Genomic DNA, 25478 nt, shown 5'->3' with positions numbered 1-25478 from the left:
CCTCAAAGCCCCCGGTATTTTTCATTCAACGCATACAGAATCGCGCAGGTCTGCGCATCCAGCCCCCCACCATACTCTCGCGGTCGAAAGTGCATCTGAAACGCCCGTGTCCTGCGTTCAAAGCCCTGGCGATTCTTGGCCGGTGCGTAGCCATAGCGCTGAAACGCGCGCTCCACTTCAACCTCGGGTGGCAACGCCACGCAGAACCGCCGCAGGTACATCGCCTGGGTCGGCTCATCGAACCAGGCGCCGATGCCGGCTTCGTACAAACAACGCCAGGGCAACCGAGGCCCCGGATCGTTCTTGCGCCAGTACGCCACGTCGCTATGGCCGAGAATGTCGGTAGGACCGATCTGCGGATAACGCTCCAGAATGTCGCGAAGCAGTGCGATCAAGACTTCGATCTGCTCGTCAGGGTACGCCGGAAAGCGCAATACCCCGCCGTCATCCCGCGCCTGGTTGACGATTTCGATGCCGATCGAACGGCTGTTGAGGTTGTCGCGCCCACGCCACTGACTGGCCCCGGCGTGCCAGGCGCGCTTGTCCTCGTCCACCAGGCGAAACGCACGCAGCTCGTCGTAGCCGGCGGCGCGGTAACTGGGGTCGTGCGGGTCGGGCAGCAGATAGTGTGCGCTGACGCCACGCCGCGTCAGGCAATGCAGGGATGAGGCAAAGGGTTCGGCGGTGTAATGCAGCACCACCTGCCGCACCGGTTCGTTGTTGCGGTCATTGAAATCTCTGGCGGGAAAACTGGTATCGATCACCAACATGAGAGCTGTCCTTTTCAAGCCAGGCCGAGTCATTCAGCCCGTTCAAGCGCAAAAAATCATCGCCATCCTGAAGGGTTGAACTTCAAGAGGGCGGTAACTATTTGGCACGTGAAAAACTCGATCAGCGCCGCAGTGGCATGCCCAGGTCGACGCGCAGGCCATCGGGCTGGCTGTCGAAGGTCAACGAGCAGGCGCAGCGCTGCACGATCGCCTGCACGATCGCCAGCCCCAGGCCACAGCCTTCGCTGCTGCCATTGCGCCAGAAGCGTTGGGTCAGGTATTGCAGGTCTTCGGCGGCTATCTGCTTGCCGTGGTCACGCACGCGGAACACCACCTGCTCGCCCGCGGTGAACACACTGAGCTCCACCCGTGTGTCTGCTGGCGTATGGCGCAAGGCGTTGTCCAGCAAGTTGCGCAGGGCCGCGACCGCCAGCCCCACGGGCATGTCCACCGGGGTGTCGATGAGGTTGTCCGGCAGGATCAGGTCGATGCGCTGATTGTCGCCGGCATTCGCATCCTGGATCGCCAGCCGCGCCACTTCCTCGGCGCTGGACTGCAGGCCATCGTCAAACGACAGGCTGCCCTCCACCCGCGCCAGCAACAGCAATTGCTCCAGGGTGTGGTGCAGACGGTCGGCGCCTTCCTCGGCGTGGGCCAGGGACTGATCGCGGGCCGCACCGTCGGTCATGCGCGCCACTTGCAGGTGGGTCTTGATTGCCGTCAGCGGGCTGCGCAGTTCATGGGCGGCGTCACCGGTCAGGCGGCGTTCGCGCTCGATGGTCTTGGCGATGCGCTGCAGCAGTTGGTTCTGGGTGTCGAGCAACGGCTTGAGTTCGCTGGGCAATGGGTGAATCTGCAGCGGCTCAAGGGAGTCGGCGCTGCGCCGCATCAGCGCGTCGCGCATGCGGTTGAGCGGTAGCAGGCTCTGGCCGATGCCCAGCCACAGCAGGCACAGGCAACCCAGCATCGCCACGCCCACCGGCACCGAGGCCGCGAGCAGGATCGACAGGTTCAACGCCTCACGCTCCACCTGGCGGTCGGCGGTGGTGATCAACAGGTCGCCACGGGACAGGGTGAAACTGCGCCAGGCCACGCCGTCGATCACCTGGTCGCGAAAGCCGCTCCTGTGCGACTCCAGGCCTTCATCCGGCGTGGTATGGCTGCGCGCCAGGATTTCCCCGCGCAAGGAGCTGACCTGACAGGCCATGCCGCCCGGCACATGCAACTGCTCGGTGCTCAAATGCGCACCGCCGCTCACACTGGCCAGGCCCGGCATCTGCTCGGTCAGCCCCGCCACCATGCGTGCGGACGCCACCAGGCGCTGATCGAGGGAAAACATCATCTGGTTGCGCAGATCGTTGAGCATCCAGGCCGCCGCCAGGGCCCAGATCAGCACGAAAGCGGCGCCGAGCTTGAAGGTCAGGCGCAGGCGCAGGCTGTTCACTGGGGTGGTTCTCCACCGTCAGCCGGGCCCAGGCGGTAACCGAGGCCGCGCACGGTCTCGACGATGCCGTTGCCCAATTTGCGCCGCAGGTGGTGGATGTGCACGTTGAGGGCGTTGCTTTCCAGTTCGTCGCTGAAACCGTAGACGCTGTCCTTGAGCTGCTCGCTGGACAGCACCCGGCCCTTGTTGTGGAGCAGGGCCTGCAACAGCGCCTGCTCGCGGCGCGAGAGGTCCACCGGCTGGCCGCCGAGGAAAGTCTCGCGGCTGCTCGGGTCGTAGGCCAGGCGGCCGTGCTCGATCAGGTTGACGCTGCGTCCCGCCACGCGCCGCAACAGGGTTTGCAGGCGCGCGGCGAGTTCACGCAGGTCGAACGGCTTGAGCAGGTAGTCGTCGGCGCCGGCCTGCAGGCCGTCGACGCGGTTGGTCACCGAATCCCGTGCGGTGAGAATCAGCACCGGGATCTCCAGGCCCTGGCTGCGCTGTTGCTGCAGCAGCTTGAGGCCGTCTTCGTCGGGCAGGCCGAGGTCGAGCACCATGATGTCGAACGTCGCCGCCTTGAGCATCGCCCGCGCGGCAGCAGCCGTGGCCACGTGTTCGACGGTAAAGCCCTGGGCGCCGAGGCCGGCGACGATGCCGCTGGCGATCAGCTTGTCGTCTTCACAGACCAGTACGTGCATGGTGAACCCTTCATGAAAGATGGGGGGATTAGAAAAGGAATGGATTAAGCGCGCATTATGCCGCCAAAGTTCGCTACATCAGACAATCCCTACCCTCTAGAATAGCGCCGGTTAATCATCGGTTAATCAACGGCACACATTGTGTGCCTACTTGCAACGAACTAAGGCTTGACCATGGGGCATCTGTTTACCTTTTTGCTGGTGTTGTTCGCCGGGTTCGCCCAGGCCGCGCCGGGCAACCCTTTTGAGACCAAACCCGATTTCCTCCCGGTAGAAAAGGCGTTCACCTTTACCTCCGAACGCCTGGAGTCCGGCGAGACCCAACTGTATTGGCAGATCGCCGACGGCTATTACCTGTACCAGCAGCGCATGAAGTTCGACGGCCTGGCCGAAAAGCCAGTGCTGCCCCAGGGTGAAGCCCACAGCGATGAGTTCTTCGGCGAGCAGCAAGTGTATCGCCAGGGCCTGGAAGTGAAGATTCCCCCCGGGGTTACCGGCCAGGTCAAACTGGGCTGGCAGGGCTGCGCCGACGCGGGCCTGTGCTATCCACCGCAGTCGATCAGCGTGGACCTGGGCGGCAACCCGGCCGTTGCGGCCACCGCGCAAGCCCAGGACCAGAGCCTGGCCAGCGGCCTGCAACAACGCAGCCTGGGCTGGAGCCTGCTGGTGTTCTTTGGCTTGGGCCTGTTGCTGGCGTTTGCTCCGTGTTCGTTGCCGATGTTGCCAATCCTCGCCGGCCTGGTCGTGGGCAGTGGCGCCGGCCCGCGTCGCGGCTTTGCCCTGGCCGGCAGCTACGTGGTGTGCATGGCCCTGGTGTACGCCGCGCTGGGCGTCCTGGCCGCCCTGCTCGGCGCCAACCTCGCTGCCCTGCTGCAAACTCCGTGGATCCTCGGCAGCTTCGCCGCCTTGTTCGTGATCCTCGCCCTGCCGATGTTCGGCTTCTTTGAATTACAACTGCCGGTGGCCGTGCGTGACCGCCTGGACAACGTCAGCCGCAGCCGCAGCGGCGGCAGCCTGATCGGTGCCGGAGCGCTCGGCGCCCTGTCCGGCCTGCTGGTCGGCCCCTGCATGACCGCGCCCCTGGCCGGCGCGCTGCTCTATATCGCCCAGAGCGGCAACGCCCTGCATGGCGGGCTGATCCTGTTCGCCATGGGCATCGGCATTGGCGTGCCGCTGTTGCTGCTGGTGACCGTGGGCAATCGCTTCCTGCCCAAGCCCGGCACCTGGATGAATGTGCTCAAGGGCGTCTTCGGCTTCCTGTTCCTGGGCACCGCGATCCTGATGATTCGCCCGGTGGTCGGCGACAATCTCTGGCTTGGCCTGTGGGGCGCATTGGCGTTGGCCATGGCCTATTGCGGCTGGCGCCTGGCCCAGGATTTCGGCCGCGTGGCCATGCTGTCCGGCGCCGGTTCCATCGTCCTGGGGCTGTGGGGCGGGCTGCTGCTGGTCGGCGCGGCGGGCGGCAGCGATGACGTCTGGCAACCGTTGAAGGTCTACAGCGGTTCGCGAGCCGAGGCCGCAACCAGCGCCCACGAAGCCTTTACCACCGTGACCACACCCGCGGCCCTGCAAGGCCAGCTCGACGAAGCCAAGGCCAAGGGCCAATGGGTGTTGCTCGACTACTACGCCGACTGGTGCAGGTCGTGCAAGGTCATGGAAAAAGACGTGTTCGGTCAACCCGAGGTCATGGCAGCCCTTAACGGCGTGCGCCTGCTCAAAGTTGACGTGACCGCGGACAATGCTGCCAGCCGTGAACTGCTGGAACGCTACAAGATTCCCGGCCCGCCGACCTTTATCTGGATCGGCCCCAATGGCGAAGAACGCCGCGCCCAGCGCATCACCGGCGAGGTGAATGCCGACACCTTCCTGCAACGCTGGAATCAGACCCGGGAAGCCCGCTGATGCTGACCCTGACCATCGGCACCTTCGCCATCGCCCTGAATCACATCCTGCTGATCAGCGCACTGATTCTCGCCACCCTGGTGGGTTGGCGCGTGGCCAAGCGTGGCGGTGAAAACCCGGAGTCGGTGCTGTTCAGCCTGTTCCTCTTGGGCATGCTGACTGCACGTATCAGCTTCGTGCTGATGTACTGGAGTTACTACCGCAACGACTGGCTGCAGATGGTCGACCTGCGCGACGGTGGCTTTCTCGCCTGGCCCGGTGTGATTGCGCTGATCCTGGGCGCGCTGGCTTATGGCTGGCGGCGCCCGGCGCTGCGCAAGCCGTTGAGCGCCGGGGTGATCACCGGGCTGCTGTTCTGGGGCATGACCAGCCTGTCCCTGAGCCTGTACGACAAGGGCTCGCAACTGCCGGACATCACCTTGCGCAACGCCGAGGGCGAGGTGGTGCAACTGGCCGACTACAAAGGCGGCCCGCTGGTGATCAACCTGTGGGCCACCTGGTGCCCGCCGTGCCGCCGGGAAATGCCGGTGCTGGAACGCGCCCAACACCAGCGTCCCGACGTGACCTTCCTGTTCGTCAACCAGGCCGAAGGCATGCAAAGCGTCAGCACCTTCCTCGCCACCCAGGGCCTGACCCTCGACAACGTGCTGTTCGACGCCAGCGGCCGTCTCGGTCAGGCCGTGGGTTCCATGGCCTTGCCGACCACGCTGTTCTACCGAGCCGACGGCCGCCTGATCAACAGCCACCTGGGTGAATTGTCCGAGGCCAGCCTGGCCCGTGCGATGGAACCCTTCGACACCGAACCTGCCGCCCCAAGGAAACCGACATGCCCCGCCTCCGCCACCTGCTGACCCTGCTGCCGCTCACATTGATGGCCACCCTGGCCCAGGCCGAAGACTGGCCGGCGCCGATCAAACAGATCGAAGCCAAGGGCGCCAAAATCATCGGCAAGTTCGACGCCCCCAGCGGCCTCACCGGCTACGCCGCGCAATACCAAAACCGCGGCATGGCGCTGTACCTGACCGCCGACGGCAAGAGCGTGATCGCCGGCAACCTGTACGACGCCCAGGGCAACGACCTGAGCACCGCACCCCTGGAACAACTGGTGTACGCGCCGATGGCCAAGGAAATCTGGGCCAAGATGGAAAAAAGCAGCTGGATCCAGGACGGCGACAAAAACGCACCACGTACCGTCTACCTGTTCAGCGACCCCAACTGCCCATACTGCAACATGTTCTGGGAACAGGCCCGCCCGTGGGTAAAAGCCGGCAAGGTGCAGTTGCGCCACATCATGGTCGGCATCATCCGCGAAGACAGCCCCGGCAAGTCGGCCGCCCTGCTCGCTGCCAAAGACCCGCAAAAAGCCCTGGAGGAACACGAAGGCGCCGGCAAAGGCAGCAAATTGAAGGCGCTGGACAAGATCCCGGCGGACATCGAGGCCAAGCTCGAGGCGAACATGAAGTTGATGGAAGAACTGGAGCTGTCGGCCACGCCGGCGATTTTCTATCTGGACGACAAGGGCGGCTTGCAGCAACAGCAAGGGGCGCCGTCGCCGGAGAAGTTGGTGAAGATACTTGGCGCCAAGTGATTTACGCTGAAAAAACAGATAAAAATACCCGCCTCACAGGCGGGCATTCTTAATGACTCAACACCTTACGGACGATAATGCATCGTAAAGTTATCGATGAATGAATAGTCTTCTACGAGGACCTCCATACTTGAAATAACATGTCCGTTTGACGCTGAATACTCAACCCAAAATCCGCCACGATTTTCTTCAGGAAAATCAAGCGCGGCAAGTACATGATTCCGATCATCATAAAATATTACTTGTCCCGGAAACTGCTTCCATACCCAGGCAAACTTCACGTACTCCAACATATACTTAAAATCAAACCGATGTTTTTGCGGGAGCTCTGTATGGTGAATATCCCGGCATAACACATACGTTTGTCCAGACGAAAACTGATTATATTCATATGCCAAGATGCCTGCGGTAAACGGGCCTGAAACGAATGTCACGTTCATGGTAGGCGTCTCGACAACACCACCGGCCGTATAACTACGCGTAGTTTGATCTTCAAATCGCTCTTCAATAATGATAAGCGGCCTTCTCAAAACCAGTTCCAGCGCAATGAACACCACAGCCTCGCTTTCGCGGGCACTTCCATCAGCGGTGACCTTGCAGGTGAATATCAAGGATGAGTCATGTTTCAACAGTCCAAGTTCAGATCGACTTAGCACTTTATTCAACCCCGCATTCACTTCTGTCGCCGTTAACACCTCCCCCAAGTAGACATTGATGGTGTAGGCAGTACCGTCAACTTTAGTGCCCTCTGCGCGTAACCAGACTCTTTGTCCCGGCAAGATAAACCACCATGGATCAACGGTGATATCGGCGTCACCGCTAAAGGTCGCCAAATCCAGAATGCTATCGGTCGCCTGCGGCACTACCGGCGCCGGCAGGCGCACCGGCACGCTGATCTGCAAATCCAGGTCCGGCGAAGTGGCAACCTTGCAGCGGCTGTTCACGGTGTAGTTGATCTTGACCGTCTTGCCGATGCCCCGGATCACCGCTTCCCGAGGAATCTGGAAGTCCACGTGGCTCGGCTCGGTGCTACCGGGTTTGGGCGCCAGCGGCAAGCAGGTACCGTCGGTGCGTTGCCAGCACAGGCTGATGCTATGTCGGGAGCTGATCAGCGCGTAGGCCACCCGCACCGTTACGCCGTCGCGACCATTGTAGACCGTGAGCTGCGAACCCACCGCTTCGCGCACCGCGGGCGCGTCGAGCACCAGGTCTTCCTGGGCGATGCCGAGGGTCAACACCGGGAACTGCTTCGCATCAGCCTGATTGCCCCGGCCATTGAAGCTCACCGCAAAATGCACCTCAAAGTCGCTGCAATCCGCCAGCTTCTGCAGCTCCTGACGCGGTAACGGCGTATTGACGCCACTGACCAGCCACGCCTCGCTCAGCTGTTCGCCTTCCAGTACCTCGAAGCGATAGGGGCTGCCATCCTCCAGCGTGCCGGTGACCCACAGCCAGCAAAGCTGGCCCAGGGCGATGTAGTTCCAGGGAATGACCACGCCATCGGGATCGCCGCTGAACGTATTGAGGTCCAGCGTCGTCCCGGTAGCTTGCTCGACCATCGGGCCCGGCAACCCGCTGATATCCAGCACAGTTACCTCCCGCGACGGCGACAGCCAGGTCCCGGAACGGCTGTAAACCACATAACTGAGTACCATCTTCTGCCGGAAATTGGCACTGATCACCGAGGGCGCCAACTTGAACTCAAGGCTGTTTTCCCCCTCCTGCACCGTACGGCATTCAAGCGCGGGTGAACCAGCACCTGCGGCCCCCTCAACGTTCGGACAAACCCTGTCACCAGCGTGAATCCCGTCGTAGGCAATGACAATATGCGCCCCCTCCACAGTGTTCACCGGGTTGACCAGCCAGCCCTCGGCCCCGCAATCCACTGACTCCTTGAGGTGCGGTGGCTGCAGGTGCAACGCAGGGTCCACCCGCAGCAATGTCGTGGTACGCAGGTGAAAATCCTGGGCGTTGATGGGCAGCGGATTCTCATGCACAGGATCATCGGGAGTCGGCAGCACAGGTTCGCTACCATCCCAGATCACCCCCATATGGGTGGTCAACGCCGAATAGTCCTCGCGCTGGGCCAGCCAACTACGGGGCAACCTGAACTTGAACTCATGCGCTGGATCGGCCTCCTCTGCCGTCACGACATGGTCAAAGGCCACCCAGATGAACGCGTACGGCACTTGATGCTGGTCACCGGCAACCGTGACGAACAGCCTCTGCCCCGCTTGGATCATCGGCCACGCCTTGATCTCGATACTCTCATCGCCCTGAAAGTCGAACATGTTCAGCCATAACGTGCTCCATTCCAGCTTGGCGTGGAAAAATTTCGGCAGTGATTCGCGCAGGTCCGCTTCGCGGATTTGCTGGATCTCCAATTCCAGCACCAGCGACTGACTGGCCTGGCCACCTACGATTGCCGTGTACCAGATCAACACCGTGCGCCCGATGCAACTGCTCACGTACGGCCATGGAATGGGCACAGTGCTCGTGCCACTGGCGCTACCCGCATGGGCGATTGGCTCGAACGTCGGTTGTTGCTGATCCTTGATCGCCCAATGAAGCAAAATATTTTGCCCAAGCAGGCCCGATGCAGCGGTGCCGTGTTCCGCATCGAGGGGGTACAGGATGTTGTTGTTTGTCGCGGACTGGATCTGCGGGTACGGCAATTCGGCAGTGGCCGTTTGCGAATGCTGGGGGGGCGTTTTTTTAACCATGACGAAACCTCCTGTCCAAAGGAAGATAACCAGCCAGCCTGGCGAGCAGGCGCAAATCTACGGTTATCTAACGCTTGAAATACAGGGGTTGCCTACTGTCAGAATTCACAGTTAAGACGGTCGAAAGCACTCTGGCCGACCAACGGTACCCCTGCCTGGTCATCCAGGATGGGGGTACCATCACGACTTAAAGCCCCTCCAACTCCGCCATCAAATCACTCAACCGATCCACCTTCTCTGCGCTGATCTCATTGCCCGCCAACCCGTCGATGTACGCAGCCAATTCCGCCACCGTGCTGCACTCGAACATGGCCCGCAGCGGCACGTCCCGTTGCAGGGTTTTCTGCACCCGTGAGGCAATCTGCGTGGCCAGCAACGAGTGACCGCCCAACTCGAAGAAGTTGTCCTGCACCCCCACCCTTTCGACCTTCAGCACCTCGGCCCAGATCGCGGCCAGGGTGGTTTCCAGTGCGTTGCGCGGCGCCAGGTAATCCTGGCTGTGCAACTGGCCGATCTCCAGGGCCGGCAGGGCCTGGCGGTCGAGTTTGCCGTTGGCGTTGAGCGGCAGGCGCTCGAGCCAGAGCCAGTGCACCGGCACCATGTAGTCCGGCAGTTCGGCGCGCAGGTGTTGCTTGATGCGCTCCAGGCGCTCGGTTGAAGGCAGCGTATCGTCAGCCGCCACCAGGTAACCCACCAGGTGCTTGCCGTTGACGCCCTCCTGCACGCCGACGGCCGCATCGCGAACCTCCGGCTGCTCATGCAGACGCGCTTCGATTTCCCCCAGTTCGATGCGGTAGCCGCGGATCTTCACCTGATGATCGATACGCCCGACATATTCCAGCACGCCATCGCGACGTCGACGGGCCAGGTCGCCGGTGCGGTACAAGCGCTCGCCCGGCGCGCCGAACGGGTTGGGCACGAACACCGGCGCGGTGCGCAGCGGATCGCCGACGTAGCCGCGACCGACACCGATACCGGCCACGCACAACTCGCCCACCGCGCCTTGGGGCACCAGTTCCAGCGCGCCGTCCAGCAAGTACAGGCGGTTGTTATCGGTCGGTGTGCCAATCGGCAGGTAAGTACCACGGGTCGAGGCCTCGTCGACCCGGAAGAACGCCACATCGTCGGAGCATTCCGCCGGGCCGTAGGCGTTCACCAGGCCGATCTGCGGATACCGCTGCAGCCACTGGTGCGCCAGTTCCGGCGGCATTGCCTCGCCGGTCGGCAACATCCAGCGCAAGCCGTCCAGGTGCAGACGCTCCTGGGCCAGCATGCCCTGGATCAGCGACGGTACGCTCTCCAGCACACTGATGCCGTGGGCCTGTACATGGGCCAGCAAGCCTTGCGGATCGTGGGCGATGGCGTTCGGCACGATGTCCACCCGCGCACCGAACAGCGGCGCGGCGAGGAATTGCCACACGGAAATATCGAAGCTTTGCGAAGCGGTCTGGGCGATCACATCGCTCTCGCTCAGTTGCAGGTACGGCACCTTGCTCAACTGGTTATTGAGCATGCCGCGCTGTTCGACCATGACGCCTTTGGGCAAGCCGGTGGAACCCGAGGTGTAGATCACGTAGGCGAGGCTGTTCGGGGCGCTGTAGAGGCCTGGGTTTTCGCCACGGGCCGGCACGTCCTCCCACACCAGCAACTGGCAGTCGACGCCATCCAGCAACGCAATGGCCTGCTCGCGGCACGCCTCGGTGCACACCAGCAACGGCGTACGGCTCAGCTCGATGATGCGGCTCAGGCGCGGCAGCGGCAGGCCGGGGTCCAGCGGCAGGTAACCGGCACCGGCCTTGAAGCTGCCGACGATCATGCCCAGCAGATCGAGGCTGCGCTCGGCCAGTAACGCCACCGGCTGATCCACACCAACGCCGGCAGCGATCAGCGCATGCCCCAGGCCGTTACTACGGCGGTTCAACTCGTCATAGCTCCATTGCTGGTCGAGGCAACGGGCGACGATGCGTTGTGGATGCTGCTGCACCTGCGCCTCGAACAGCTCGACATAGCTGCGCTCCAGCGGGTAGGCGTGCTCGCTCTGGTTGCAGCCATCCACCAGGAACGCGCGCTCCTGCGCACCGATCAGCGGCAGGTCGGCCATGTCGCCATGGAAGCCCTGCACCAGCGCCAGCAACAGGCGCTTGAACTCGCCGAGCATGCCTTGCACGGTGGTTTCGTCGAAGTAGCGCTGGTCATAGGACAGATGCAGGCCAAGCTCATCCCCCGGATAGCACACGGCGGTCAGCGGGAAGTTGGTGTGGGTGCGACCGGAATCCGAAGTGGCCTTGAGGCGGTGGGCGCGGTCCAGCACCGATACGTCCACCGGGGCGTTTTCAAACACGAACAGGCTGTCGAACAGCGGCTGGCCCTTGGGCAGTTCGCTGTGTTCCTGGATCGTCACCAACGGCAGGTATTCGTACTCGCGCAGTTGCATGTTGCTGTCGAGCAACGCGTTCAACCACTGGCGCACGCTGCAGCGCTGATCGTCCTCGGGCAGCGTCACCCGCAGCGCAACGCTGTTGATGAACAGACCGACCGTGCGTTGCATCTGCGGCATGTCCACCGGGCGACCCGCCACGGTGACGCCGAACAGCACGTCGCGCTCGCCGCTCAAGCGCCGCAGTACCAAGGCCCAGGCTGCCTGGGCGAAGGTGTTGACCGTGAGTTGATGGGCCTGGGCCAGTTCGCGCAGTTGCACACCGTCGCTGGCATCGAGGCGCGTGTAGCAGTCGCCCACCAGCATGCCGCCGCTGTGGCCCGCGTGTTCGCGCAGGAACGGCCGGTCGCTGGGGATCGGCGTGGTGCGCTCGAAACCCTGCAGGTTCTGCTGCCACCACTGGCGCGCTTCGGCCAGGTTCTGGCGTTGCAGCCAGGCGATGTAGTCGCGGTAGCGCGGCGGTGTGGCCAGTTGCGCGTTGCGGCCTTCGCCGAGGGCGATGTAGAGATCGAAGAAGTCATTCATCAGCAGCGAACGGCACCAGGCATCGATGAGGATGTGGTGGTTGCTCATCATGAACCAGTAGCGCGCTTGGCCGACGCGGATCAGGCGCAGGTGGAACGGCGCCTGGTTGAGCAGATCGAAACCGGCCTCGCGCTCTTGCTTGAGCAGGGCTTGCAGACGCGGCTCGTGTTCGGCCTCGGGGTCGGCGCTCCAGTCCAGGTACTCGATCGGCGTGCTGCCGGGTTTGTGGATCACTTGCAGCATGTCTTCGCCGACGTTCCAGCAGAATGAGGCGCGCAAGGCTTCGTGGCGGGCGATCACCGCTTGCCAGGCCTGGGCGAAACGCGCAGGGTCCAGGGCGCTGTCGATGCGGTAGCGGTCCTGCATGTAGTAGAGGCCGGTGCCGGGTTCGAGCAGGGTGTGCAACAACAGGCCTTCCTGCATCGGGGTCAGCGGGTACACGTCTTCGATGGCGCTGGCCGGTACCGGCAGGGCATCCAGTTGCGGCTGGGTCAGGCGCGCCAGGGGGAAGTCGGACGGCGTGAGGCCGCCGGCATCGGGCGTGAGGCAATGGGCGATCAGGCTGTGCAGTTCGGCGCGGTACGCATCGGCCAGGTCCTGGATCGTCTGCGGGTCGTGGCGTTCGCGGCTGAAGGTCCAGCGCAGCAGCAGTTCGCCGCCGTACACCTGGCCGTCCACGCTCAGGTCATTGGGCAGCGGCGCGTCCGGGTCATGGGCCAGGCCGGCGGATTCGTCCAGCGGGTGGAACAGCGCCTCGGCACCAAAGCTCTGGTCGAACTGGCCGAGGTAGTTGAAGGTGATCTCGGCCGTCGGCAGCGCGGCCATGGCCTGCCGGCACGCATCGTCCGCGAGGTAACGCAGCACGCCATAGCCCAGGCCTTTGTGCGGTACGCCGCGCAGTTGCTCCTTGATCGCCTTGATCGAGTCGCCCTGCCCGGCGTGCGGAGTCAGGCGCAACGGATAAGCGCTGGTGAACCAGCCGACGCTGCGGGTCAGGTCGATGTCATCGAACAGGGCTTCGCGGCCATGGCCTTCCAGTTGGATCAGCGCCGAGGCGTGCCCGCTCCAGCGGCACAGCACACGGGCCAGGGCAGTCAGCAGCAGGTCGTTGACCTGGGTGCGATAGGCGCTCGGCGCCTGTTGCAGCAACTGGCGGGTGCGCTCGGCATCCAGGCGCACGCTGACGGTGTCGGCGTCGCGGTTGCGCCGCGCGCCCTGGGGACGCTCCACCGGCAACGGCACGGCGGGACCGGCCAACTGCTGCTGCCAGAGCTGCAATTCTTCGCGCAGGGATTCGCTGCCGGCATACGCCTGCAACCGCGCGGCCCAATCGCGCAGGGCGCAGGTCTTGGCCAGCAGGCTGACGGGCTGGCCGTCGCTGAGTTGGCGGTAGACGTTTTGCAGGTCTTCCAGCAACACCCGCCACGACACGCCGTCCACCACCAGGTGATGGATCGCGATCAGCAGGCGTTGCTGGCCCTGGGGACCGTCCACCAGCAGCGCGCGCATCAGGGGGCCGTGTTGCAGGTCGAGGCTGCGCTGGGTGTCGGTGAACAGCGCGGTGCATTGTTGCATCTCTTGTACTTGCGCCTGCATCAACAGGCCGCCCGCGGGCACGGCCATGTGTTCGGCGTGCCAGCGGGCATCGCGTCGGGTGAAGCTCAGGCGCAGGGCATCGTGGTGTTCCAGCACCGCCAGCAGCGCTTGCTCCAGGCGATGGGGCTCCAGCAGTTGCAGCGGCTTGAGCAGCAATGCCTGGTTCCAGTGCTGACGATTGGGGATGTCGGTGTCGAAGAACCACTGCTGGATCGGCGTAAGGCCTGAGCTGCCGGTAAGCACGCCCTGCTCGGCCGTGACCTGTTCGGCGCGTGTGGCCACGGCGGCCAGGGTCTGCACGGTCTGGTGCTGGAACAGGTCGCGGGGGCTGAAGTGAATCCCGGCCTGCCGCGCGCGACTGACCACCTGGATCGACAGGATCGAGTCGCCGCCCAATTCAAAGAAGTTATCGTCGAGGCCGACTTGCGGCACGTTCAGCACCGCGCACCAGATCGCCGCCAATGCGCTTTCCAGCGCGTTGCGAGGGGCCACATACGCTTGGCGATTGGCTTCGGGGTCCGGTGCCGGCAACGCCCGGCGGTCGAGTTTGCCGTTGGCGGTCAACGGCATGCTGTCCAGCACGATCAGGTGCGCGGGCACCATGTAGTCGGGCAACTGCGCCTTGAGATGAGCCTTGAGTGCTTCGCGCAAGGTGCCGTGCTCGGCATCGCTGACCAGGTACGCCACCAGTTGCTTGCCACTCGGTGAATCCAGGGCCAGCACCACCGCTTCGCGCACCGTAGGGTGTTCCAGCAGGCGGGTTTCGATCTCGCCCAACTCGATGCGGAAACCGCGAATCTTCACTTGGTGGTCGATGCGCCCCAGGTATTCCACCAGGCCATCGGTGCGTTGGCGCACCAGGTCGCCGGTACGGTACAAGCGGCCGCCATCGGCGGCGAACGGGTCGGCGACGAAACGCTCGGCGGTCATGCCCGGACGTTCGTGGTAACCCTGGGCTAAACCGGCACCGCCGACATACAACTCACCGGTCGTGCCTTGCGGCACCAGGGCCAGGTCGGCGTCGAGAATGTAAGCCATCCGCTCGCCGATGATGCTGCCGATCGGCACACTGCCGGCGCCCTCCTCCAGTTGCTGCGGCGCAAGGCTGGCCAGTGGCATCACCACGGTTTCGGTCGGGCCGTAGGCGTTGAAAAACAGCGCCGGCTGGAACGCCGCGCGGATGCGCTGCAGGTGCTCGCCGGTCAGCGCTTCGCCGCCGGTGATGCACATGCGCACCGGCAGGGTCTGCTGCTGGGTCGCCAGCCATTGCGCCAACTGGCTGCCATAGCTGGGGGTGAACCCCAGGACCGTGACGCGATGGCGGCGAATCAGCGCGCAGATTTCCTCGGCATCCCACTGGCCCTGGGCACGCACCACCACCTGCGCACCGCAGAGCAACGGCACCAGCAAGCGCTCGGTGGCTGCGTCGAAGTTGATCGAATAGAAATGCAGCTCGCAGTCATCGGCACGCATGCCGAAACGGCGGATCACCGCCTGGCAATGCATGGCGATTTCACCGTGGGACACCACCACGCCTTTGGGCTTACCGGTGGAGCCGGAGGTGTAGATCAGGTACGCCTGATGCTGCGCCAGGCTGATAAACGGCAACTCGCGCGCCGGGTAATGGGCGAGCACCGGCGAATCATCTTCCAGGCACCAGCACGCCACCGTCGCCGGCAATTCGCCAAGGGCTTCGAACATTGCCGCATCACTGAGCAGCAGGCCGATGCCGCTGTCTTCGATCATGTAATGCAGGCGATCCAGCGGGTATTCCGGGTCCAGCGGCACATAGGCGCCGCCGGCCTTGAGGATCGCCAGCAGGCCGATGACCATTTCCAGCGAGCGCGGCAGCGCCAGGCCGACACGCACCTGCGGGCCGACGCCACGCTCGCGCAGCATCCAGGCCAGGCGATTGGCGCGGGCGTTCAGTTCGGCGTAAGTGAGGGTCACCCCTGCAAAGGTCAGCGCGGGCGCCTCGGCATGCTGAACCGCCTGCTGGCTGAATAGCGCATGGATGCACTGGTCGAGGCGATGCTCGCCGACCTCCACGCCCAGGCTGTCCTGCAACGCCCGCTGTTCGACGGCGCTGAGCAACGGCAGCTCACTGAGACGCTGTTCGGGGCTGGCGATCAACGCTTCGAGCAGATTGCGCCAATGCTCGGCCATGCGTGCGATGCGCGGCTCGTCGAACAGGTCGGTGCTGTAGGTCAGGCAGCAGCCCAGGCGATGGTCGAGGTCGGTGACTTCCAGGTTGAGGTCGAACTTGGTCGCGCGGGCATCGTTGGCCAGGTATTCCACGCTCATGCCGGCCAGTGGGCGGCGCTGCTGGAATTCCCAGCGCTGCACGTTGCACATCACCTGGAACAGCGGGTTGTACGCGGCGCTGCGCGGCGGTTGCAGGGCTTCGACCAGATGATCGAACGGCAGGTCCTGGTGGGACTGGCCCTCAATCACGGTGTGGCGCACCTGGTCGAACAACTCACCGACTTGCATCTGCCCGTTGAGCTGGCAACGCAGCACCTGGGTGTTGAGGAATGCGCCGATCAGCCCTTCGCTTTCCGGGCGGATCCGGTTGGCCACCGGTGCGCCGATACGCAGGTCGGTCTGGCCGCTGTAGCGATAGAGCAACACCGCCAGGGTGGCGGTCATGGTCATGAACAACGTGAGGCCACGTTCGGCATTGAACGCCCGGACGCGCGCGGCCAGTTCATCGCTCAGGTCGAAACGGTACAGTTCGCCCCGGTGGCTTTGCACCGGCGGGCGTGGACGGTCAGCGGGCAGTTCCAAGAGCGGGTGTTCGCTGCCCAGTTGCGCGGTCCAGTAATCCAGTTGGCGCTGGCGTTCGCCGCCTTCCAGCCACTGGCGTTGCCACACGCTGTAGTCGAGGTACTGCACCGGCAACGGCGCCAGCGGCGAGTCGCGCTCGTCGATGAAGGCTTCGTACAGGGCGCTGAGTTCACGGGCAAAGATGTCCATGGCCCAGCCTTCGGTGACGATATGGTGCAGGGTCAGCACCAGGTAATGTTCCTGCTCGCCGGCCTTGATCAGGCTCGCGCGCAGCAATGGCCCGGTTTCCAGATTGAACGGCGTGTGGGCCTCGACATCGGCCAGTTGCTGCAGACGCTGCTGGCGTGCGGTTTCGTCGAGCGCGGAGAAATCCTGCCAGCCCATGCGCAGGTCGGTCTGTAGCGAAACCCGCTGCCAGGCCACGCCGTCGACGCTGGGGAACGTGGTGCGCAGGGTTTCGTGGCGCATGATCAGGGCCTGCAATGCCGCCTCGAAACGCCCCACATCCAGCACGCCGCGCAGGCGCGCCATGCCGCCGACGTTGTAGGCCGGGCTGTCCGGTTCCATCTGCCACAGGAACCACATGCGCTGCTGGGAATAGGACAACGGCACCTTCTGGCGGCGGTCGACCTTGGCGATGGCCGTCTGTTGGTTACGTTGCCCGGCCGCCTGGATCAACCGCACTTGCTCGGCAAACGCGCCCAGTTCACTGGCATCGAACAAGGTGCGCAGCGCCAGCTCGACGTCGCAGGCCTGGCGGGTGCGGGAGATGATTTGCGTGGCCAGCAGCGAGTGGCCGCCGAGGGCGAAAAAGTCATCGCCCAAGCCGATGCGCGGCAGGCCGAGGACTTCGCGCCAGATCGCCGCGATCTGCTGCTGCAACGGTGTTTGCGGTTCCACATGTTCGCGGGTTTGCCACACCGGCGCCGGCAAGGCACGGCGGTCCAGTTTGCCGCTGGGGCTCAGGGGCATGGCGTCCAGGTGCATCAAGCAGGCCGGCACCATGTATTCCGGCAGTTCGGCGGCCAGGGCGGTTTTCACCGCCGGCTCGTTCAGCGCGGCATGGCCGGTGTAGTAGCCGATCAACTGCGCATCGCGCACCAGCACCACGGCCTGGGCGATGCCGTCGAGGGCCAGCATACGGGCCTCGATTTCTTCTGGCTCGACGCGAAAGCCACGCAGCTTGACCTGCTGATCGAGGCGACCAAGGTACTCCAGCACACCCTCGGCGCTCCAGCGTGCGCGGTCGCCGCTGCGATACAGGCGCGCGCCCGGCTCGCCCAGGGGGTCGGCGACAAAACGCTCGGCGGTCAACCCGGCACGGCCGAGGTAGCCACGCGCCAGGCCGATGCCGCCGATGCACAGTTCACCCGGCACACCGAGCGGCACCGGATTGAGCTGCGCATCCAGCACGCGGCAGATCACATTGCCCAGCGGTCGACCAATCGGCGAGCGCTCGCCATCCGAGGTGCGACAGTGCCAATGGGTGACGTTGATCGCGGTCTCGGTCGGGCCATAACGGTTGTGCAATTGCACCGCCGGCAACTGCGCCAATACACGATTGCGCAGCTCGGCGGGCAAGGCTTCGCCGCCGGAGAACAGGCGTCGCAGGCTGGTGCATTCGGCCGCCAACGGTTCGTCGATAAACAACTGCAACAGCGGCGGCACAAAGTGCAGCGTGGTCACGCCATACATCTGCACCAACTGCGCAATGCGCTGCGGATCACGATGTTCGCCAGGACCGGCCAGCACCAGGCGGCAACCGGTGATGAGGGGCCAGAAGCATTCCCACACCGACACGTCGAAACTGATCGGCGCCTTTTGCATCAGCACATCGGTGTCGTTGAGTTGATAAGTGGCCTGCATCCACTGCAAGCGCTCGGCCAGGGCCGCGTGGGTATTGCCCACGCCCTTGGGCTGGCCGGTGGAACCGGAGGTGTAGATCACGTAGGCGAGGTTGTCGCCCTCCAGATGCAGGCCCGGTGGCTGGGTGGGCCAGTTGTCCAGGTGCAGGCTGTCCATGGCGATCACGCCCACGCCGACGGCGCTCGGTATGCGGTCGAGCAACGCGGTCTGGGTCAGCAGCAGGTGCACGCCGCTGTCCTTGAGCATGTAGGCCAGGCGCTCGGCGGGGTAATCCGGGTCCAGCGGCACATAGGCGCCACCGGCCTTGATGATCGCCAGCAGGCCGATCAGCAGTTGCGGCGAACGCTCGGCGGCGATGGCCACGCACACGTCCGGGCCGACGCCTTTATCGCGCAGGTAATGGGCCAGGCGGTTGGCCTGGGTGTGCAGTTGGGCAAAGGTCAGGCTGCCGCCCTCCCAGACCAGCGCGGTGCGCTCCGAGACCTGTTGGTTGAGCAACTCCGGCAGCCACTGCCGAGCGGGCGCGCACGGCGCCTGGCTCCATGCTTGCTGTTCATCCTGCGGCATCAATTGGAGGTCGCCGAGGGCACGTTGCGGTTGCGCACACACCGCGTGCAACAGGGTGACGAAGTGCTCGGCCAGGCGCTGGACCGTCGCGCCGTCGAACAGCTCGTCGGCGTAATCGAACGACAGGCTCAGGCGCCCATTGCGGTCTTCTTCGCTGTGCAGTTGCAGGTCGAACTTGGCTTCGCGGCTGTGCCAAGCCAGCTCATCGGCGAGCAGGCCGGGCAAGCGGCGCAAAGCCGTGAGGTCGCGTTGCTGGTGGTTGAACATGACCTGGAACAGGCCTTGTTCGCGGGCGTGAGGGAAGGCTTCCAGCAGTTGTTCGAAGGGCAAGTCCTGATGAGCCTGAGCGCCCAATGCGGCCTGGCGTGTCGCCGCCAGCAGTTGGTTGAATGGCTGGCGCCCATCCAGTTCGGCACGCAGTACCTGGGGGTTGATAAAGAAGCCGATCAGCCCGTGGGTTTCCTGGCGCGGGCGGTTGGCGTTGGGCACGCCGATACGAATATCGCGCTGGCCGCTGTAGCGATAGAGCAAGGTCTGGAAGGTCGCCAGCAACAGCATGAACGTGGTGGCCTCATGGGCCTGGGCGGTCTGGCGAAGCGCTGCGCAGAGGCCGGCGTCCAGGCGCACCGTATGGCGCGACGCGCTATGGCGCTGCTGCGCCGAACGCGGGTGGTCGGTGGCCAGGCTCAAGGGCGGATGCTCATCGCCCAACTGCGCTTTCCAATACGCCAGTTGGCGCTCACCTTCGCCTTCGGCCAGCCATTGGCGTTGCCAACTGGCATAGTCGGCGTACTGCAAGGCCAGCGGCGGCAGCGCCAGGGGCTGGCCCTGGACCGTGGCGGCGTACAGGCGCGAGAACTCGTCGATCAACAGCGTGAGCGACCAGCCGTCAGCGATGATGTGGTGCAGCGTCACCAGCAACTGGTGATCGTCATCGTCCAGACGCACAAGGGTGACCCACAGCAGCGGGCCGCTTTCCAGGTCGAACCGGGTGCGCGCTTCGTCGTCGCGGATCTGCTGCGCGCGGGCTTCGCGCTCGGCCGCCGGCAGGTCGCTGAGGTCGATCACTTGCAGGTCGAACTCGACGCTCGCCTCCACGCGCTGGAAGGCACGGCCATCGCGCTCGTAGAAGCGTGTGCGCAGGGCGTCGTGGCGCTGGATCAGGTGCTCGAAGCTGGTGCGCACCGCGTCTTCGTCCAGCTCGCCGCGCAAGCGCAAGGCACCGGGAATCGTGTAGGCGCTGCTGTGCGGGTCCAGTTGCCAGGTGATCCACAGGCGGTTCTGGGCCAGGGATTGGGGCAGGTCTTCGTGACGCGACAGGCTGTGGATCGCGCCTTGGGCAACGCCGCCGTCCTGCTGCCATTGCGCGACGCTCGCGGCAAAGCCTTCCAGGGTTGGCGCTTCGAACAGCAGGCGCAGGTTCAACTCCAGGCCCAGGCTTTCGCGCAGGCGTGCGACCACTTGGGTGGCGCTGATGGAGTTGCCGCCCAGCAGGAAGAAGTGGTCGTCGGCAGCGACCGTGGCGACCTGCAACTGCTCGCACCAGATCGCGGCGATCCGCTGTTGCAGTTCGGAGGCCAATCCGGCCTCGCTCGCCGGCGCGTGCAGATCGGGAAATTGCGCATAACTGTCGAGGCTGCCATCGGCCTGGCGAATCGCACACGCCCCACGCTGCACCTTGCCGCTGGAGGTCTTCGGCAGTGCGCCCGGATTGAGCAACACCACCACGCTCGGCGCCTCCTGGTAAGCCTCGGCCACGGCCTGGCGGATCGCCTTGATCAACGCTTCGGGCGGCAGAATCTTTTGCACGCTGCGGCTGATTTCCGCCGCGATGCCGATGCCTTCCTGGCCCTGGTCATTCACTGCGAATGCGGCGACCCGGCCCTTGCGCACCACCTCCACTTCGCGCTCGATGGTCTGCTCGATGTCCTGGGGATAGAGGTTGTGGCCGCGCACGATCAGCAGGTCTTTCAGGCGCCCGGTGATGTACACCTCGCCCTCGTGGATAAAGCCCAGGTCGCCGGTGCGCAGCCAGGTACGACCGGCATGCTGCACGAAGGTACTCGCCGTGGCTTCGGGGTTGCGCCAGTAGCCGTGGGCGATGCTCGGCCCGCTGGCCCAGAGTTCGCCGACGCAATGGTCGGCCAGTTCGCGCAAGGTGTGGGGGTCGGCGATCAAGACCGCGTGGTCCGGCTGGCGGGTGCCACAGCTCATGATCGCAGGGCCCTGCCCAGGCTCGGCGCGGTTGGCGGCCAGGGCCTGCGCGTCCACGCGCAGCGCTGGAATGCCATGACCGCGGCGGCCGCCGGCAACAAACAGCGTGGCTTCGGCCAGCCCATAGGAGGCGAAGAAATTGCTCGGAGTGAAACCGCAGGGGGCGAACTTCTCGGCGAAGCGTTCCAGGGTGTCGAGGCGGATCGGTTCGGAGCCCGAATAGGCCATGCGCCACCGGCTCAAGTCCAGGCGTTCCAGCGCCGACTCACTGACCCGTTCGCTGCACAGGCGGTAGGCGAAATCCGGCCCGCCGCTGATGGTGCCGCCGTATTCGCTGATCGCTTCCAGCCAGCGCAATGGCCGCCCCAGAAAGTACGCCGGCGACATCAACACGCACGGCACGCCGCTGAAGATCGGTTGCAACAGGCCGCCGATCAGGCCCATGTCGTGGTACAGCGGCAGCCAACTGACGATCACATCGTCGGGGTTCAGGTCGATGCCGAAGCCGCGCCGGATCAGCACTTCGTTGGCCACCAGATTGCCGTGGCTGACTTGCACGCCCTTGGGCTGCGCGGTGGAGCCGGAGGTGTATTGCAAGAAGGCGATGTCATCGGGTTGCAGCGCGGGCGCGATCCAGGCGCTCGCGATCTGGGCGTCGAGGGTGTCGACGCTCAGCACCGGCGGCGCGTTGTCGAGTTGCGCCAAGCCATCGCTCAAGCTGGCGACGGTCAGCAGCAGGCAAGGCTCGGCATCGCTGATGATCGACAGCAGGCGCGCCTGGTGGTGACGTCGCGTGGATTCCGGCGGATAGGCCGGCACCGCGATGATTCCGGCGTACAGGCACCCAAAGAACGCGGCGACGTAATCCGGGCCACTGGGGAACAACAGCACCGCACGGTCGCCCAACGCTGCCCGCGCCTGCAAGGCGGCGGCGAGGGTGCGGGCGCGCAGGTCCAGGTCGCGGTAAGTGAGTACAACGTTGTGCTCGGCCGACTCGGCGAGGAAGCGCAGGGCCACCTGGTCCGGGGTCTGCGCGGCGCGACGTTGAAGGGACTGGACCAGGGTACGGGGAAGTTCGAAGGCGTCCATCATGGGGTTCCTGCCTGAAATCGGCTTACGGGAAATTCGGGAATCGAAGCGCTGTCAGCCAGCGGCCAGTTGCCGCGCCGCGCCGTTGCGCCAGCGGGCCAGGTGTTCGTCGGCGTAACGTCGGATGCAGCGCAGCACCGCACTTTCGTGCTGGATGAGGAAGAAGTGGTGACCGTCGAACATGTCCAGGGAAAAGCCGCTGGCGGCGTCGAGCTGCCAGTCGAGCAACTGGTCGGCGCGCACGCTGTCCTGCTTGCCGCCGAACACGTGGATCGGCATGTCCAGCGGCGCGCGCTCGCCATAGCTGAAGCTGCCGCACAGGAGGAAATCGGCGCGCAGGATCGGCAGCATCAACTGCATCAATTCGGGGTTGGCCAGGGCTTCTTCGGCGGTGCCTTGCAGTTCGCGCAGGCGGGCGATCAATTGCTCGTCGGTCTTGGCGAGGGCGTATTCGCTGACATCGCGGCGCGCCGGGCCGGCGGTGCCGGAGGCGAACAGCGCCAGCGGCGCCGGCAGATTGCGTGCACTTAAGGCATGGGCCAACTCGAAGGCCAGCAGGCCGCCAAGGCTGTGGCCGAACAGTGCGTAGGGGCTGTGCAAGTCGCGGCTGATTTCCTCCGCGAGCTGCTCGGCCAGGGCCTTGATATCGCTCTGCAGCGGTTCATCCATGCGCCTGCCACGCCCAGGCAATTCCAGCGGGCACACGTGCAACCAGTCCGGCAGCGCCCGGCGCCAACGCATGTAAACCATGGCACTGGCACCCGAATAGGGCAGACAGAACAAGCGCAGTCGCGTCGGTGTACTCATCCCTCGAGCACTCCAAACCGAAATACGCCGTGTGCACGATACAAACCCATCTCGCCCTCCTGCGGGTGCTGATCCTTGGCCGCTTGACTCACGGACCTGTCACCCAGAAGAACGGACGGCACCGGCAAATAATTAGTCGCACGGGACAAGCGAGACGGCGCTCACATTCAAGCGCAAAGCGTAAGATTAGTTCGACTTCTCATTTGACAATAATTATCATTCAGCATAATTTGTTGCCCGATGTGTAGGAGGCCTCAGCACGGACGCCCTCTCCCAACCTCTCCAGCGACAAGGTGATTTCCATGACGGAACAAGTATCCACAGGCAGGTGCGACTCACCGCTTCTCCAGGCATTCGTCGACAATCGACTGATTCTGGTGAAGATCGCGGCACGCATTACCGGGTGCCGCTCCCGGGCCGAAGACGTCGTGCAGGACGCCTACTTCCGGCTGCAATCGGCACCGACGATTACCTCATCGTTCAAGGCCCAATTGAGTTATCTGTTCCAGATCGTGCGCAACCTGGCGATCGATCACTACCGTAAGCAGGCCCTGGAGCTCAAATATTCGGGGACCGAAGAGGAAGGCTTGAATGTGGTCATTCACGGCGCTTCACCGGAAACCTCACACATCAATTTCAACACCCTGGAAAACATCGCCGACGCCCTGACGGAGTTGCCCCAGCGCACCCGCTATGCGTTCGAGATGTACCGCCTGCACGGCGTGCCGCAAAAGGACATCGCCAAGGAACTGGGCGTGTCGCCGACCCTGGTGAACTTCATGATTCGCGATGCATTGGTGCATTGCCGCAAGGTGTCGGGCAACCATAGCGATACGTTTGCGCGACGGATCTGACACCCCGCCCGCAGCCTCCGTAGGAGCGAACGTCAACGCTAACGCGGCGCGTCTGGAAGCCCGCGGATTCAGGGCACGGCCATCACATCAATCCGGTAGGGCTCGAAGATTTTCAGCATCTCTCCGCTGTCTCGCAAACGTTTGAGCAGTTCGGCAAACGCTACGCTGCTGATCGGTGCCTTGGGCCGCAGCAAGGCGTAATGGTGGTACACCTGATCGATGCGCTGCGACACCATGAGTTGCCCCGCCATATCGGCATTGCGCACCATGAAATCGCTCAGGTACGAACGGGTCACCAGCGCGATATCGGCACGCCCACGGGCAACCATCAGCAGGTTGCTGTCGTGGGAATAGGTCAACGTGGCGTTGAAGCGCTCGGCCACGTACTTGGGGTCCGGGTTGAAATTGGCAAAGGCATAGTGATAACCGCTGAACACCGCCAAGCGCTTGCCGGTGAGGTCGGCAAAATAACCTTGATCACGCTCGGGCTTACGCAGCGCGACGAACACTTCCGCATCCTCGAGCCCCATGTCGACACTGGTGTGGGCAATCGCCTGCCAGCCCCAGTCGGGATTTTCAAAGATCGCCATATCGACCCGACCCTGCTCGAAATCCCGGAAACGCCGTGGGATTGAGGTGGGCACCAGCACAAATTGGTAGTCGGTTTGCGAAGCGTTCAGCGCCTCCACCAGTTGTGGCAGTAAACCGGTGTCGGCACCCTGCTCGGGACGTATGGTGTAGGGCGGAAAATGCGCAGCGCCAATGCGTACCAATTGCGCAGCGCAAGCCGGCATCCACCACAGGGTGCCCAATGCCCATAAAGTCAGTCCTGCAGCCAGCCGCCATGGCGAAAACATTAAGGCACACACCGTTCGCTAGGTTGATGGCGATAAGCTAGGCGTTTTTGTCCAGCGAGACAACTTTTCACCCACAAATTAATAGCTTGTGCCTCAGTCGGCTTTCAGAACCATTAACAGTGCTTGCTCGGCCAACTCTTCGAGCGTGAGGCTGCCCTCGGCGCGAAACCAGGTGGTGCTCCAGGACAGGGCACCGGTGAGGAAGCGCCGGGTGATAAACACATCGCCGCGGATATAGCCGGCGGCCTTGGCCTCGCCCAGCACTTGCAGCCAGATCGCTTCGTACACGTCACGCAGCGCCAGCACCTGGGCCTGGCCTTCGGCCGACAGCGAGCGCCATTCGTACACCAGCACCGCCATGGCCTCGCCGCTGCCGCCCATGATCGACTGCAACTCGCAGCGAATCAGCGCCAGCACGCGTTCGCGCACGTTGGTCGCCTCTTCCAGCGAGGCGCGCATCAGGGCGGTGTTGTAGCGGATGGTTTCCTCCATCACCGCGCGCAGGATCTCGTCCTTGCTCTTGAAGTGATGAAAGATGCTGCCGGACTGAATCCCCACGGCGCCGGCCAGGTCACGCACGGTGGTGCGCTCGAAGCCCTTGTTGCGAAACAGATGCGCCGCGGTCTGCAGCAGCTTGCCCCGGGCACTGTCGGGGTCGGTCAATTGGCCACCGTCGACCAGGGTGCGCATCACCTGCAGGGCTTTGTGCTCATCCATGCCTTTCTCCTCTACTTCTGCGGACGTCTTGGCCGGCAATTTAGGCTGTGGCCGTCAC

12 protein-coding genes are annotated in these 25478 nt (G+C 64.0%); 4 read left to right on the top strand and 8 right to left on the bottom strand.

From position 1 onward, the window contains the following. Positions 1-2: 2 nt before the first annotated feature. The 3 genes from ACLH0J_RS13300 to ACLH0J_RS13290 form a co-directional block, all read right to left on the bottom strand. Positions 3-770, bottom strand: a complete 768-nt coding sequence (locus ACLH0J_RS13300) for an N-acetylmuramoyl-L-alanine amidase (RefSeq protein WP_411392322.1) — start codon at positions 768-770, stop codon at positions 3-5. Between the two features lie 121 nt (positions 771-891). Continuing rightward, positions 892-2214, bottom strand: a complete 1323-nt coding sequence (locus ACLH0J_RS13295) for an ATP-binding protein (RefSeq protein ID WP_411392321.1) — start codon at positions 2212-2214, stop codon at positions 892-894. Then, a complete protein-coding gene (locus ACLH0J_RS13290; protein WP_411392320.1) occupies positions 2211-2891 on the bottom strand; it encodes a response regulator in 681 nt (226 codons plus the stop codon). Before ACLH0J_RS13290 ends, ACLH0J_RS13295 begins: the two co-directional genes overlap by 4 nt. 174 nt (positions 2892-3065) lie before the next feature. On the opposite strand from ACLH0J_RS13290, the gene dsbD reads away from it, so the two are divergent. Genes dsbD through dsbG form a run of 3 tightly spaced genes read left to right on the top strand, consistent with a single transcriptional unit; the run spans position 3066 to position 6381 of the window. After that, the gene (gene dsbD / locus ACLH0J_RS13285; RefSeq protein WP_411392319.1) at positions 3066-4793 is read left to right on the top strand and encodes a protein-disulfide reductase DsbD; all 1728 of its coding nucleotides are present in this window, start codon (positions 3066-3068) and stop codon (positions 4791-4793) included. Continuing rightward, the gene (locus tag ACLH0J_RS13280) at positions 4793-5644 is read left to right on the top strand and encodes a prolipoprotein diacylglyceryl transferase family protein (RefSeq protein ID WP_411392318.1); all 852 of its coding nucleotides are present in this window, start codon (positions 4793-4795) and stop codon (positions 5642-5644) included. The genes dsbD and ACLH0J_RS13280 overlap by 1 nt, the downstream gene beginning before the upstream one ends. Continuing rightward, entirely contained in the window at positions 5620-6381 is a 762-nt protein-coding gene (dsbG, locus tag ACLH0J_RS13275) for a thiol:disulfide interchange protein DsbG (RefSeq protein WP_411392317.1), read from the top strand. Before ACLH0J_RS13280 ends, dsbG begins: the two co-directional genes overlap by 25 nt. Before the next feature lie 65 nt (positions 6382-6446). Here dsbG and ACLH0J_RS13270 read toward each other — a convergent pair whose 3' ends face one another. From ACLH0J_RS13270 to ACLH0J_RS13260, 3 genes are all read right to left on the bottom strand, one after another. After that, on the bottom strand, positions 6447-9104 hold the full coding sequence (locus ACLH0J_RS13270; protein ID WP_411392316.1) for a hypothetical protein: 2658 nt from the start codon (positions 9102-9104) through the stop codon (positions 6447-6449). 187 nt (positions 9105-9291) lie between these two features. Continuing rightward, positions 9292-22188, bottom strand: a complete 12897-nt coding sequence (locus tag ACLH0J_RS13265) for a non-ribosomal peptide synthetase (RefSeq protein ID WP_411392315.1) — start codon at positions 22186-22188, stop codon at positions 9292-9294. 51 nt (positions 22189-22239) lie between these two features. Next, on the bottom strand, positions 22240-22992 hold the full coding sequence (locus tag ACLH0J_RS13260; protein WP_411392314.1) for a thioesterase II family protein: 753 nt from the start codon (positions 22990-22992) through the stop codon (positions 22240-22242). A gap of 302 nt (positions 22993-23294) precedes the next feature. On the opposite strand from ACLH0J_RS13260, the gene ACLH0J_RS13255 reads away from it, so the two are divergent. Beyond that, the gene (locus tag ACLH0J_RS13255) at positions 23295-23846 is read left to right on the top strand and encodes an RNA polymerase factor sigma-70 (protein WP_321144594.1); all 552 of its coding nucleotides are present in this window, start codon (positions 23295-23297) and stop codon (positions 23844-23846) included. A 68-nt stretch (positions 23847-23914) separates the two neighbouring features. Here the strand turns inward: ACLH0J_RS13255 and ACLH0J_RS13250 are convergent, their stop codons facing one another. Continuing rightward, positions 23915-24703 (bottom strand): substrate-binding periplasmic protein, encoded by a 789-nt coding sequence (locus tag ACLH0J_RS13250; RefSeq protein WP_411392313.1) that lies wholly within the window; start codon positions 24701-24703, stop codon positions 23915-23917. Positions 24704-24796: 93 nt separating this feature from the next. After that, on the bottom strand, positions 24797-25420 hold the full coding sequence (locus ACLH0J_RS13245) for a TetR/AcrR family transcriptional regulator (RefSeq protein WP_411392312.1): 624 nt from the start codon (positions 25418-25420) through the stop codon (positions 24797-24799). Between the last annotated feature and the right edge of the window lie 58 nt (positions 25421-25478).

It is taken from the genome of Pseudomonas sp. MPB23 (assembly GCF_046605395.1).
Taxonomy (GTDB): Bacteria; Pseudomonadota; Gammaproteobacteria; order Pseudomonadales; family Pseudomonadaceae; genus Aquipseudomonas.
This window is presented reverse-complemented; position numbering and strand designations above follow the sequence as displayed.